Annotated in this window: 11 protein-coding genes; 6 read left to right on the top strand and 5 right to left on the bottom strand. The window is 41.8% G+C overall.

What is annotated here, in order from left to right; all coding sequences use genetic code 11:
• Positions 1–170: 170 nt before the first annotated feature.
• The gene (locus SNE26_RS13215) at positions 171–1,178 is read right to left on the bottom strand and encodes a chitinase (RefSeq protein ID WP_321559822.1); all 1,008 of its coding nucleotides are present in this window, start codon (positions 1,176–1,178) and stop codon (positions 171–173) included.
• Between the two features lie 239 nt (positions 1,179–1,417).
• Here SNE26_RS13215 and SNE26_RS13210 point away from each other — a divergent pair, with 239 nt between their 5' ends.
• The 3 genes from SNE26_RS13210 (at position 1,418) to SNE26_RS13200 (ending at position 2,539) form a co-directional block, all read left to right on the top strand.
• Positions 1,418–1,966 carry a cob(I)yrinic acid a,c-diamide adenosyltransferase gene (locus SNE26_RS13210; RefSeq protein WP_321559821.1) on the top strand — a complete coding sequence of 183 codons (549 nt, stop codon included), beginning with the start codon at positions 1,418–1,420 and terminating at the stop codon, positions 1,964–1,966.
• Positions 1,967–2,059: 93 nt separating this feature from the next.
• Complete coding sequence (locus SNE26_RS13205) at positions 2,060–2,281, top strand: DUF2795 domain-containing protein (RefSeq protein ID WP_002996718.1); 222 nt, start codon at positions 2,060–2,062, stop codon at positions 2,279–2,281.
• Positions 2,282–2,389: 108 nt separating this feature from the next.
• A complete protein-coding gene (locus SNE26_RS13200; protein WP_110585189.1) occupies positions 2,390–2,539 on the top strand; it encodes a lmo0937 family membrane protein in 150 nt (49 codons plus the stop codon).
• Positions 2,540–2,580: 41 nt separating this feature from the next.
• Here SNE26_RS13200 and SNE26_RS13195 read toward each other — a convergent pair whose 3' ends face one another.
• On the bottom strand, positions 2,581–3,294 hold the full coding sequence (locus SNE26_RS13195) for a 2-C-methyl-D-erythritol 4-phosphate cytidylyltransferase (protein WP_321559820.1): 714 nt from the start codon (positions 3,292–3,294) through the stop codon (positions 2,581–2,583).
• Between the two features lie 604 nt (positions 3,295–3,898).
• Positions 3,899–4,948, bottom strand: a complete 1,050-nt coding sequence (gene queA, locus SNE26_RS13190; RefSeq protein ID WP_321559819.1) for a tRNA preQ1(34) S-adenosylmethionine ribosyltransferase-isomerase QueA — start codon at positions 4,946–4,948, stop codon at positions 3,899–3,901.
• A gap of 257 nt (positions 4,949–5,205) precedes the next feature.
• On the opposite strand from queA, the gene SNE26_RS13185 reads away from it, so the two are divergent.
• A complete protein-coding gene (locus SNE26_RS13185; RefSeq protein ID WP_321559818.1) occupies positions 5,206–6,453 on the top strand; it encodes an ABC transporter permease in 1,248 nt (415 codons plus the stop codon).
• A gap of 7 nt (positions 6,454–6,460) precedes the next feature.
• Positions 6,461–6,988: a DUF3347 domain-containing protein gene (locus SNE26_RS13180; protein WP_321559817.1), complete on the top strand. Its 528-nt coding sequence runs from the start codon at positions 6,461–6,463 to the stop codon at positions 6,986–6,988.
• A 377-nt stretch (positions 6,989–7,365) separates the two neighbouring features.
• Here the strand turns inward: SNE26_RS13180 and SNE26_RS13175 are convergent, their stop codons facing one another.
• The gene (locus SNE26_RS13175) at positions 7,366–10,647 is read right to left on the bottom strand and encodes a PAS domain S-box protein (protein WP_321559816.1); all 3,282 of its coding nucleotides are present in this window, start codon (positions 10,645–10,647) and stop codon (positions 7,366–7,368) included.
• Positions 10,648–10,780: 133 nt separating this feature from the next.
• Between SNE26_RS13175 and SNE26_RS13170 the strand changes: the two genes are divergently transcribed.
• Positions 10,781–12,067, top strand: coding sequence for a citrate synthase (locus tag SNE26_RS13170; RefSeq protein WP_321559815.1), 1,287 nt, complete (start codon positions 10,781–10,783; stop codon positions 12,065–12,067).
• Between the two features lie 275 nt (positions 12,068–12,342).
• Here the strand turns inward: SNE26_RS13170 and SNE26_RS13165 are convergent, their stop codons facing one another.
• Positions 12,343–13,371 carry a SusE domain-containing protein gene (locus tag SNE26_RS13165; RefSeq protein WP_321559814.1) on the bottom strand — a complete coding sequence of 343 codons (1,029 nt, stop codon included), beginning with the start codon at positions 13,369–13,371 and terminating at the stop codon, positions 12,343–12,345.
• Positions 13,372–13,404: the final 33 nt, after the last annotated feature.

The raw sequence follows: 13,404 nt of genomic DNA, 5'->3' as shown, positions 1-13,404 counted from the left end.
TACACGAATTACCTTGCCGGTATGCCACAATTAATCGAATTACACGAATTAAAATTTTTTCTTTATTAAACATTCGTGTAATTTGAATAATTCGGAAAAATTAGTGTGTAAATTTTTTGCTTATCTGCTTTTAATTCTTCTGCGATGTTTTAAACGTGATTTACCTGCCTTTAATAATGGTAAGGCTTCATTTTACCGCATGAACAAACACAATTGGCATCGTTAACCCCCAGTTTTTTCAGAAAAAACTGGTAAAAGCCAATTCTGTCGTTCATGTTATACATATTTTCGCCCTTGTTACATTCAACTTCGCCGTTCACAATATTAATGGTCATACCAAAGCCGGGCGTGCGGCCTTCGGCTTTATCTTCTGCATTGGGTTGCCATTTGCCAGTCATTACATCATGTGCCGATGGTTTATGGGTTTGGGGCGTCATCCAAAAATAGATGGCGGTTTTAAAGGCCATTACCGGGTCGGTCTCTACCATCTCGGGGTTTTGGAGCAATATTTTATCATCACCTAAAATACAATCCGAAGCATAACCGTAATTGCCGTTATAGCTCAGCTGCATTGGTCCGCGGCCATAGTATTTTTTACCGGCAACGGGTGGGTATTCATCATTTTCGGCAACATAAGGCAAGCTGGTATTACTTTCGTGGATCAGCATGAGGCCATCGGTATAGGTAGCATTTACGCCATGACGGGTTTCGTGGGCGATGTGTGCAAAAAAGGCGGCGAGTTCTTTTTTATTTACATCAGTGCTGTATTCGGTGCAGAAATTGCCATAATCAATGGTGTAGGTGCTATCTGGTTTGGCTTTGGCCCATTCTTCGTTCCAATCAACATCCTGGCGTACAACGGCCTTTTTGCCTGTTTTTTTATCGGTGCGTACCAGCTGGTAAACGGATGTTGCCCGGCGGGTTACTTTTACACTGACCATGCCAAGCTCATCAGCTGCTTTAATAAAGGCTGCATAAGTATAAAATTTATCACGTTGCGGAAAAAGATCATTAAATTGTTTTTCGCTTAGCAAGCCGGCCATGCTTACCCTGGGTGGGGCAGCTTTTTTTTGAGCAGGCGCTTTGGTATTGCTGTTGCCACCGCAGCTAAAGGCGGTTGAAAGCAGGATGATAAGCGATAAGGAGAGCAGCTTGGATGATAATATGATCGGTTTCATGAGTTTAACGCTAAGTATGTTTGATGATATTACGGATGCAAGTTTAAGCTATCATTTTAAAAATTACACTTCATTGGCAAAAAATATGCTAAAGTGTGATGAAATACAAAATTTAAGATGATAGATTTGAAATAACACCAATCATGGAAAAAAGATTTGACAGGCCTGGTTTTATTGCCTGATAATCGGTATCATTTTTTTTTTGTAACCAGATTGTAGGAGTTTATTGTTAATTAAGTATGAAAATATATACTAAAACGGGAGATAAAGGGTTTACCTCATTAATTGGTGGTACGCGCGTGCCCAAGCACCATATCCGCATTGAAAGCTATGGTACGGTTGATGAACTTAACTCGTACATCGGGCTTATTGGTGATCAGGATATTGATGCACATGATAAGGAGGTATTGAAGGAGATACAGGACAGGTTGTTTACAATCGGCTCCTCACTGGCAGCCGACCCGGAGCGGTCACGGATGATTATTCCTGACCTGCACATGAGTGACGTGGAAATGCTGGAAACGGAAATGGATACCATGAATGAAAGCCTGCCGGCGCTTAAATATTTTATTTTGCCGGGCGGCAGTAATGTGATTTCATTTTGCCATATTGCAAGATGTGTTTGCCGGCGTGCCGAAAGGATAAGCGTTCAGCTTGCGGAAGAGAGTACAGTTGACGAAAAAGTGAATATTTATCTGAACAGATTGAGTGATTACCTGTTCACTTTGGCCCGCAAAATTGCTAATGATAATAAAATAGCTGAAAATCAGTGGGTACCACGGGTTTAAAAAATTGAAAAAAAATATTGATATTCAATTTGAAAATGTTATACTTTTGCGAAAAAGTAAATTTTACTGATAATTATAATATAAATAAAAACGATGTATTGGACACTTGAACTGGCATCGCACCTGGAAGATGCACCATGGCCCGCAACTAAAGACGAATTAATTGATTATGCTATCCGTTCAGGCGCTCCTGTTGAGGTTATCGAAAACCTTCAGGCACTTGAAGACGATGGCGAACCGTACGAAAACATAGAAGAGATCTGGCCGGATTATCCGACTAAAGACGACTTCTTCTTTAATGAAGACGAGTATTAAACACGATAATGAAACCCTTAGCAATAAGGGTTTTTTTTATTAACCGCTAATTTTGGAATGGTTTTGGTATAGGTAATTACACATTTACTTAACTAAAAACATAACAAAATGAGAGGCTTATTGTACATTATCGCTGTTATCCTGGTTATAGGATGGCTGTTTGGGGCATTTATACACCCATTTGGAGGTGGTTTGATCCACATATTATTAGTAATAGCTATCATAGCTGTACTTTTAGGTGTAATCAGGCGGGCATAACAAATTTAACCTTGTATTGCAAATCAAAAAAGCCACAGACTTTATAGCTGTGGCTTTTTGCTTAAAAGCAGTTCGGCAATGGCAATATCTTCGGGGAAGGTGATCTTGATGTTGCTGTGATCGCCTTCAGTAAGTTTTATTTCAGCCCCATACTGCTCAACAACGCTGGCATCATCTGTAAACCTGGTATCAAACGGCTGCTCATAGGCTTTTTTTAAGAGCGAAACTTTGAAGGTTTGCGGAGTTTGCACCAGGTAAATTTCATCCCTGACCAGGCTTACCGACCGGCCTTTTTTTACCTGACGTATCGAATCGCGGCTTTTAACGGCCACTACGGCGGTTCCGTGCTCTGCAGCGCATTGGTAGGCCTCGTCTATAATATAGGGTGATGTAAGCGGGCGTACGGCATCCTGTACGGCAACCAGGGCTTCCTGATCGGTAATCAGGTCGAGCCCGTTTTTAACCGAATGAAAACGGGTTTCTCCGCCGGTAACCAACCGGTGTGGGATGGTAAAGGAATATTCTTGAATCAATTGCTGCCAGTAAGTATGATAAGCAGCAGGTAAAACCAGTATAATGGCTGGTTTCGCCGCTGATTGATCAAAGGCCTCGATAGTATGCATCAATACAGGCTTACCGTTAAGCAGCAAAAACTGTTTGGGCAAGCTCGATTGCATCCGGCTGCCCGAGCCTCCGGCTACTATGATAACGTAGTGGGGGAGATTAGTGGTTAGAGATTGGAGATTAGAGGGCATTTGTTTTTTTACTAAAAATAAAGACTTAATTAACCATGTCATTGCGAGCGATAGCGCGGCAATCGCATACTATACAGAGACCCTGAGGGAGACTCGATGATATGATTGTAAGTTGTTAATTATTAAATGTATTTCCGATTAGTTTATGAATATGGGCGTTCCCGTTAGCTAACGGGCCGGGCTTTTCGTTCCAAGTCCTCGCCTTTCCTGCCCGCAATCCCTACACGCGCTGTGGGCTTTCCACTGCAATCCCTAACGCGGCCCCTTGCACAACATTGTTAAAATATATTTTACACACCATTACAGTTTTTTTAGGGTTTTCTCTTTTGGCTCCTACCCATGACATAATTGAAAATTATCGTCATGTTGAACTTGTTTCAACACCTCACTCGCTAAGCCACATGCTAAGCAAATCGCCTACCTTTCTTTTGGGGTGCTGCAACAAGTTCAGCATGACGGCGTGGGGCGTCGTTTCGCCTTCAAAGCCTGACGGATATTAACACTTACAATGACAAGGCTTTTTTTTGCATAAAACTACCACAAAAAAAATGAGATATGAAACACAGTCTCATATCTCAAATCTCAAATCTCACATCTAAGAAGATTAGATGATCAGCATAGCATCGCCGTAGCTGTAAAAGCGGTATTTTTCTTTTACTGCAATTTCATATGCATTCATTACGTGTTCGTAACCGCCAAATGCCGAGATCATCATCAATAGTGTTGACTCGGGGGTATGGAAGTTGGTGATCATGGTATTGGCAATGCTGAAATCATACGGCGGGAAGATGAATTTGCTGGTCCAGTCGTTAGCAGCTTTCAGAGTTTTGTTTGCCGATACAGCCGATTCAATAGCACGCATTGAAGTTGTGCCCACTGCACAGATCCGTGCTTTGCGTTCAATGCCCCGGTTTACAATATCAGCTTGTTTTTGTTCAATGATGAATTGTTCCGAATCCATTTTGTGTTTGGTTAAATCTTCAACCTCAACCGGGCGGAATGTGCCTAAGCCAACGTGCAGGGTAACTTCGGCAAAATCAACACCTTTTAATTCAAGGCGTTTCATGAGCTCACGGCTGAAGTGTAAACCGGCTGTAGGAGCTGCAACAGCACCTTCATGTTTAGCGAAAATGGTTTGATAGCGCTCTTTATCTTCGGCGGTAGCTTTGCGTTTAATGTATTTAGGCAGTGGTGTTTCGCCTAAAATTTCAACGTTACGACGGAATTCTTCGTCAGTTCCGTCAAACAAAAAGCGAATGGTACGGCCGCGTGAAGTGGTGTTGTCAACAACTTCGGCAATCAGCAAGTCGTCATCGCCAAAATATAATTTATTGCCTACGCGTATTTTACGGGCCGGATCAACCAGTACATCCCATAAACGCAGCTCTTTATTCAGTTCGCGCAGCAAAAATACTTCGATGGTGGCACCGGTTTTTTCTTTGTTGCCATATAAACGGGCAGGGAAAACTTTAGTATTATTAAGGATCATTACATCCTTATCATCAAAATAATCCAGCACGTCTTTAAATATTTTATGCTCAATTTTGCCCGAATCTTTGTGTAAAACCATTAAACGTGATTCATCGCGGGTGGCAGAGGGTGTATGGGCGATAAGGGATTCAGGTAAGTTGAATTTAAATTGAGATAATTTCATGCTTGTTTTTATGAATTTTCAAGGGCGCAAATGTACGAATTTTTTTGTTAATTTAACAGATTTTTTTAAGAAGCAGTTTAATTACACTACCGTTATATTAATTGAAAAATACTGTAACTTAAATCATGGGCTGTTGTCTAAAAAAATATGAGCAGGCGGTTTAACGTATCAGCAATAAAAGCGTCCGTTGTTTTATTACCTCCACGCGCTAACCGTGCAATATGGATTGATTAACAAGTAAGATCAAAATAAGTTATATGCTTTTTTTAAAACTTTTAAGGGAAAGTTTTTTGTTTGCCGGCGATGCCCTGCGGCAGAACAAAACACGTACGTTGCTATCATTACTTGGAGTAACCATTGGTATATTTACCATCATAGCTGTACAATCGGCAGTTGATACCCTGCGTAATAACCTGCAAAACAGTGTTAATAAGCTGGGTAATAACAGTATATATGTGCAAAAGTGGCCGTGGGTAGGCGGGAGCGATTTCCCCTGGTGGAAGTACCTGCAAAGGCCCGAATCTGACCTTCGCGATTTTAATGAGCTCTCGCGCCGTATCACAACCGCCGAGGCATTATCCTACGAAATAAACATCGATAACCGCACCATAAAATATAAAAGCAATACGGTTGAAGGCGCCCAGGTGGATGCTGCGTCGCAGGATCATGACAAAACCTGGAATTTTGACCTTGAAAGCGGTCGTTACTTTACCGAAATGGAATCAAAAACCGGGGCGCCTATAACCGATATTGGTTATGATATTGCGCAGGCCCTTTTTTCCGATGGCGATGCTGTAGGCAAGCAGATCAAGGTAATGGGGCGATATGTGACCATCGTAGGCGTGTTCTCAAAACAAGGCAAGGATATGCTGGGTATCTCTACTGATAAAGAGGTGCTGCTGCCCCTTAACTTTGCCCGCAATTTAATTGATATACAGAGTTCAAAATACGGTCCGTCAATTATTGTGCGCGGTAAAAAAGGGATCCCGACCGATGATGTTGAAAGCGAGATCAAAGGGCTTATGCGTTCTATAAGAAGGCTAAGGCCCGGTGCCGATGACAATTTTTCGTTAAACCGTACAACCATGATCACCCAGCAGCTCGACGATCTTTTTAAAGTAGTTAACATTGCTGGTGCAATTATCGGCGGGTTCTCCATTTTGGTTGGTGGTTTCGGCATCGCCAATATCATGTTCGTATCGGTAAAGGAGCGTACCAATATCATAGGCATACAAAAATCATTAGGTGCTAAAAACTATTTCATATTATTGCAGTTTTTAATTGAATCGGTGCTGCTTTGTTTTGTGGGCGGGATCATCGGGTTGTTTTTTGTGTATCTGGCCACATTTGCCGTAAAGGCGGCTTTAGATGTACAGGTAATACTTGATGCAGCTAACGTAACAAGGGGCTTAAGCTATTCAATTATAATAGGGGTAATAGCCGGTATCATTCCAGCGTATTCGGCCTCAAGGCTGGATCCGGTTGAAGCTATCCGCACAAACTAATTGTAATATGAAAATAATTAAAGGATTTTGTTTTTTAGCGGTTTTGGCCGCTGTAGCATGTAATCAACCCGCAAAGCAACAACAGGAAACTGCTAAGGCAGATAGTGTTGCAGCCGATTCGGCTAAAACCACCGCTGTACCGGTAGCAGATACTGCAGGTGTGGTTAAAGCTTACATTGCCCTGAAAGATGAATTTTTAAAATCGGATGTAGCAGGGGTTAAAATTGCAGCCACCGCTTTGGAAGCAAGGCTGGCTGGTATTAAAGGCTGTACCGAAACGGCAACTGTAGCACACCAGATAGCTACCGTCGACGATATCAAAGTTCAGCGGAATGAATTTTTAGTTTTGAGTAAAGATGTGATCGCACTAATAAAAGGTGCCAAATTTAAATCAGATCCAATTTATGTTGATTTTTGCCCAATGGCAGATGGGGGTAAAGGTGGGTATTGGTTGTCTTCGGCCAAAAACATCGAAAATCCGTACTTCCCTGAGCATATGAAGGAATGCGGATCGGTAAAGGAGCAGATCAATTAAAAAAACTGAACCCTGATTTTCATGATTCAGGGATTTCATGATATTTTAAAAGCGATGCGGATACTGTCGCTTTTTTATTTTGAACCTTGATTCTCATGATTTGAGGATTTAATGATATTTAAAGCGATAAGGGATGCCTGTCGCTTTTTTATTTTGATGGAGTTAGGCGATTCGCTGTCCGTAGACTTTGTCTACGGATGACTTATGTATGTAGTTTGCAACTACATACATAGGCTATTGTGTCCTGATTTTATTTTAGCGTGTAGGGCTGGAGTTGCAAACTCCAGGCATAGTTAATTCGAAGTCAGAGATTTCGAATAGCTGCTTAGGCGATTGAGGACAATCCGAAATCGAAAATCCGAAACCCGAAATCAAACTCACGCTGATTGCCTGATATGTTTTGCCAGTTTACTGTACAGTATTTCGGGGACAAAGGGTTTGGTGAGGTAATCAACCATACCGGCTGCCAGGGCTTTTTCGTAGGTTTCGGGCATGGCATCTGCTGTGAGGGCTATGATGGGTAGGTCTGGTTGTGACTGTTTGATAACTGCCGTCGCTTCAAAACCATCCATAACAGGCATCTGCAGGTCCATGATAATAAGGTCGTAAACGTTATGGTTAACCAGGTCAACAGCTATTTGTCCGTTCAATGCTTCCTGAACCTGGGCATTCCAGCGCTTTAAAAATTTGCCGGCTATCATCAGGTTCATTTTGTTATCGTCGACAATTAAAATGTTCATGCCCTGCAGATTATTATCTGTAATATTTACGGCATCTCCAACTGGCTTCGGAATACTAACCTCCGGTGCCACAGGAAAACTTATCGTAAAACTAAATGTAGTACCCTTGCCCAGTTCGCTTGATACTGCAATTGTGCTGTTATGCAGTTCAACCAGTCTTTTGGTAATAGCCAGGCCTAAACCGGTTCCGCCATAGTCGTTATTGATCACCTGCTGGTCTTGCATAAAAGGATCAAAAACTATGTTAAAGCTTTCGGGCGAAATGCCGATGCCGGTATCAGTAACTGCAAATTTAATATTGACAGTGCTTTCGGTTAGTACATCTCTATCCAACCGGATAATAACCTTGCCTGCATGCGTAAATTTAATAGCGTTGCCTATCAGGTTATTGAGTACCTGGCTCAGGCGCATGGCATCGCCCATTAAATCGCCTGGAATAGTATCATCGGTTATCAATTCAAGCGTCAATTCTTTCTCGGCAGCCCGGGGTTCAAAAGATTGCTTTATTTTACGGATCAGCTGGTGGATGTTGAACCTCGAATTGTTCAGTTCCAGTTTGCCTGCTTCTATCTTATTGTAATCTAAAATATCATTGATGATGGCCAACAGGTTTTCGCCCGAAAATTTGAGCGTGTTGAGATATTCCATCTGTTCGGGCCGCGGGTTTTCGTCGATCAGCAGGTTAGTTGTGCCAATAACCGCGTTCATCGGTGTACGGATCTCATGGCTCATGATAGATAAAAATTCCGACTTGAACTTGGATGATTTTTCGGCCATTTCCTTAGCCCAGATCAATTCCTGCCGGGCCTTTTGCTGATCGGTAATATCTTCGCCAATACTGGTCGTTTCTTTAATATTGCCATTCTCATCATAAAAAACGGTGTTTTGCCAGCTGATGACACGCTGTTCGCCGTTACGGCAAACAATAGGGTTTATATAATGAGGTAAAACAGCATTGTTGGCAAACCAATCTTTTAAAAATTCCTTCAGATCTTCAGGTATGAAGTTATCCATCCAGTTCATACCTATCAGTTCATGCTGTTTATAGCCTATAAGCTTGGCTAAATATTTATTGCAGAAAGTGATCAATCCGCTTCCGTCAACGGTAATGGCTACCATGTTTATTTTTTCCAGTACCGATTTGTATTTGCTTTCGGCACCCCTGTAGTCAAGCTCGGCCTGTTTGCGCTCGGTTATATCCTGAAGGGTACCTATGATTTTGCGTACGCTGCCATCTTCATTATACAAGCGTTTGCCCGCTATAATGCTCAGGTGTTTTAAATTGCCCTGAGGGGTTATGATACGATATTCGTGCGATGAATCCATGTTGTTCGCATTGCTTTGCAGCAACTTCCTGATGATAGACTTGTCATTAGGATGAACGTATTTAAGCAGCAGGTTTATGAATGTTTTGCGGTACAATGAAGTATCTTTCCCAAGCTCGTAAATGTTGTTCAACTCGTCCGACCAGCTGAGGCTACCCGTAGCTACATCATATTTCCAGTTGCCTATTTTAGCCATGGCTTGGGCTTCCATAAGCTCAAGCTGGCTTAGTTTAACCGCTTTATCGGCCAACCGCGCTTCGGTAATATCCTGAATAATCCCAAAAGTACGCGTGCTGGTATCTGATTGTGATTTTTTTTCGCCGCGTTGGATCCTGATGTACTTCAGGTTGCCGGCCGGCGTGATAAATTTATGCTCGAGTTTGTTTTGAGTTGTTGAACGGATAGATGCGAGGTATTCGAAAACAGCGTTCCGGTCATCCGGATGAACAAGGCTTATGTAATATTGAAAGCGGCTCATATCAGCAGGAATCTGTTCAATCCCAAGCAGGTCGTTCAGGTTTGCCGACCAAAACGTTTCCTTATTTTCATGGTCATACCACCAGTTGCCTATTTTGGCGATGTTTTGAGCTTCCAATAATAGCCCTTCATTTTCCTTAAGTGCGCGTTCGTATTTTCTTTGTTCGGTTATATCAACTACCGAGGCCGAGATCCTGCCGGTGTAGCCTGTTGTTTTATCAAATATGGGGGTAAAGTTGGCTGTAAATGAATGTCCGCTATCATAATCAGATAAAAACCCGATGGAGATAGGTTTGCGGTTTTCAATAACATAGTTTAAGGCTTTGTCATACTTTTCGGCTTTTTGCGGGCCTACTACCTTATCGAGTGTTTTGCCAATTGCTATCCGCGGGTCAACTATGCGTTCGGTCAATTCATTAAACCAAACGTTAATACATGTTTTGCTTTCATCAAACTCAAAAATGATGTCATTTAACGAGTTAATGAGCGCGTTGAGATGATTGCGGCTTTCACGCAGCCTGGCATCATTAATCATGAGGCTTTGGTTAAGCTTCATCACGTTATCAACAGCATTCTTTAGCTGGTACTGATAAGCCATTACCACTAAAAACGAAACATATGCTATTACAGTGAAAATCAAAATAAGCACTATCAACACTGCGGGCGAAATGGCAAGGCTGGGGGCGGTGAAATAGGCGACTATAATAGCCGCGAGGTTGGCCTCGCTGATCATTATGAACTCTTTACTTTTTTTGCAAAAAAGGGTTAAGGCAATAAAGATGGTTATGGCGCTAAACAGGTACACATGTTCAAAACCGTTTTTGCCAAGTAAAATGCAGTTGTTTATGACCAGGAAAGATAATATGGTAGCAAAGATCCCCGCTTTATAAAGGGTTTTATTATTAATGAAAGAAAAAAATAAAGTGATGGCACAAAAAAAACAGTTTATAGCCCTTAACCAAAAAGGATCGTACGAATTGTTGTAGCAAAGATAATGTAACGAGGGACTGGCAATTAATAAACCTATAAGTAAGAGCCGGTAAACAGTAGCTTCGTTTTGGATCATTACCAATGAGTTACCTTTTAACGACATGGATTGCAGTAATTTTTTAATCAATTATTAACGTGTATAAACAAAAATACAGGTTGTAAAATAATAAATTTGCCCGTAAATTTTTACAAACAGTAAATTATATTAGCGGTTATTTAATACGCAGATTTATTTACATTTGTTGCAGATACAAATTTCTATGGCGGAAACAGCACAACTAAAAATTGGTGATAAAACATTTGAGCTCCCGGTAATTGAGGGCACTGAAGGTGAAAAGGCAATCGATATTTCTAAGCTTCGCGATCAAACCGGTTATGTAACACTTGATATCGGGTACAAAAATACAGGCGCTACCAAAAGCGCCATTACTTTTTTAGATGGCGAGCAGGGGATCCTTAAATATCGTGGTTATCCAATTGAGCAATTAGCCGAAAAATCATCATTTATTGAAGTTGCCTATTTGCTGATCTATGGTGAACTGCCATCTGCCGAAAAACTAAAATCATTCCAGTACGAGTTAAGCCGCCATACCCTGGTGCATGAGGATATGAAGAAGTTTTTTGATGGCTTTCCGTCAAAATCGCACCCGATGGGGCAGTTGTCATCATTGGTGTCTGCATTATCTGCTTTTTATCCCGAATCATTAAAACCATCCCAAACTACAGAGGAGCTTAACCAGAGCATTATTAAAATGCTTGCTAAAATGGCTACCGTGGTTTCATGGATCTATAAAAAATCATTAGGGCACCCGGTTATCTATCCGCAAAACAAATACGATTACGTTACCAACTTCCTGCACATGACCTTTGGTCAGCGTACAGAGGAAGTAGAAATTGATCCGGTTGTTATGGATGCCATGAACAAACTGTTGATCTTACATGCCGATCATGAGCAAAACTGTTCAGCATCTACTGTTCGTATTGTTGGCTCTTCTGATTCTAACATTTATGCTTCGGTATCTGCAGGTATTTCTGCGCTTTGGGGCCCCTTACATGGCGGCGCCAACCAGGCTGTAATTGAAATGCTGGAGAAGATCAAAGAAGATGGCGGCGATACTGATAAATGGATTGCCAAGGCTAAAGACAAAAATGATCCTTTCCGTTTAATGGGTTTTGGTCACCGCGTTTATAAAAACTTTGACCCGCGTGCAAGGATCATCAAAAAAGCCTGCGACGATATTTTAGAAAAGCTGGGAGTTAATGACGAGGTACTGGAAATAGCCAAAAAACTGGAAGAGGTTGCCCTAAAAGATCCATACTTTGTTGAGCGCAAACTTTATCCTAACGTTGATTTTTACTCAGGCATTATTTATCGTGCATTAGGTTTCCCAACCGATATGTTCACTGTGTTGTTTGCCCTTGGCCGTTTACCGGGATGGATTGCCCAGTGGAAAGAAATGAAAGAAAACAAAGAGCCTATCGGCCGCCCGCGCCAGATTTACGTTGGTGCTACCAGTAAAGAGTACGTGGATATAGCAAACAGGTAAGTTCATTTTTGGTTCATGGTTAATGGATCATAGTTCATAGATAAAAACATAAAACAGAAAAGCGATGAGGGATGACCTCATCGCTTTTTTTTGAACCATGATTTTTAGGATTTAAGGATGACCATGAGGATATGTACTTTTCACATTCTAATCGACATCATCTACCCTGCCAATCCTCAAATCCTAAAAAATCATGGTTCAGATCAAAAAGAGGCCCCGCAGGTAATCACCATACGGGGCCATATAAATAAATCAATCAACTGCGGTTTTTGCGCTTAAAGTTTTGTGATGGTAAAGGTGTTGGCGTTAGCATTTAATACTATTTTGCACGTACCTCCGGCAGATATTGTATAATTAGCTCCGCCCGGTGTAAGTGCACCTGGTGTTCCGCCTAAGTTTAAATCCCAGCTATGATTAAACCTGAATTTCAGATCCTTGCCCCCAATTAAAGCAGCTGTAACACTCCATGTTTTGGTGGTAGCATCATAAAGCATATCGGTATCAGTGCTCCAGCCGCCCGGAGTAGCATCACCAATAATGCTCCAAAATACAGGCGTAGCGGTAAATGTGCCCTTGGTTTTATCGTTTTGGTCAATAACAGCGTGCAACGCATAATATCCTGCGGCAGGTACCGAAAGGTTACCGCCCGTAGTACTTATCTTACCGCTGCCTGCATCTCCATATGACAAATCCCAGTTCTTTTTAGGGGTAAGTTTAAACTCAAGCTTGCCTGCAGGATAACCGATATAACCATCATATACACCATCATTATTTGGCGAAGTAAGGCTATCGGCAGTTGCCGGATCCCAGCCCTGGTAGGCACCCGGAACATAAATATAACCTGTACCCTGGTACGGTAATACAGTTAATGTAATGATATTTGAATAGGAGGCAGCCAGGTTTGGGGCAGCAGATGATTTAATGCGGACATCAACCTGCGATGAGTTATCATAAGATAGCTTCAGTGCGGTCAGCATATCGTTAAGTGCACCTACCTTTAGTGTTTGGGTGAGCTTATCGGTACTTACTTCCCTTGCGTTTTTGAAATTATTGCCTTTTACATCTAACTGTATAGTATAGGTGATAGGGGCATTATAGCCCGTTACCGTGGTTGCAACCCAGTTAAAAGTAACGGCATCATTATTAGCATTGGGCTTTGATAGTTCGGGGGCGGTTGTTGTTGATGTTAAAGCGCCTACCTTGCCTACGTTTGCTACAACCTTTACTTCATCTTTTTTACATGATGCCAGCATCAGCAGTGCGATGCCGCCGAATGCCAGGAGCGTGGTAAATATTTTTTTCATATCCTTTTTTAGGTTTTATGGTTTTACGGGAGA

Origin of the sequence: Mucilaginibacter sp. cycad4 (genome assembly GCF_034263275.1) — a bacterium.
GTDB lineage: Bacteria > Bacteroidota > Bacteroidia > Sphingobacteriales > Sphingobacteriaceae > Mucilaginibacter.
This window is presented reverse-complemented; position numbering and strand designations above follow the sequence as displayed.

Bases quoted from the DNA above. Each gene is read 5' to 3' on its own strand.
- SNE26_RS13215 (WP_321559822.1), bottom strand. From the start codon at position 1,178: ATGAAACCGATCATATTATCATCCAAGCTGCTCTCCTTATCGCTTATC.
- SNE26_RS13210 (WP_321559821.1), top strand. From the start codon at position 1,418: ATGAAAATATATACTAAAACGGGAGATAAAGGGTTTACCTCATTAATT.
- SNE26_RS13205 (WP_002996718.1), top strand. From the start codon at position 2,060: ATGTATTGGACACTTGAACTGGCATCGCACCTGGAAGATGCACCATGG.
- SNE26_RS13200 (WP_110585189.1), top strand. From the start codon at position 2,390: ATGAGAGGCTTATTGTACATTATCGCTGTTATCCTGGTTATAGGATGG.
- SNE26_RS13195 (WP_321559820.1), bottom strand. From the start codon at position 3,294: ATGCCCTCTAATCTCCAATCTCTAACCACTAATCTCCCCCACTACGTT.
- queA (WP_321559819.1), bottom strand. From the start codon at position 4,948: ATGAAATTATCTCAATTTAAATTCAACTTACCTGAATCCCTTATCGCC.
- SNE26_RS13185 (WP_321559818.1), top strand. From the start codon at position 5,206: ATGCTTTTTTTAAAACTTTTAAGGGAAAGTTTTTTGTTTGCCGGCGAT.
- SNE26_RS13180 (WP_321559817.1), top strand. From the start codon at position 6,461: ATGAAAATAATTAAAGGATTTTGTTTTTTAGCGGTTTTGGCCGCTGTA.
- SNE26_RS13170 (WP_321559815.1), top strand. From the start codon at position 10,781: ATGGCGGAAACAGCACAACTAAAAATTGGTGATAAAACATTTGAGCTC.
- SNE26_RS13165 (WP_321559814.1), bottom strand. From the start codon at position 13,371: ATGAAAAAAATATTTACCACGCTCCTGGCATTCGGCGGCATCGCACTG.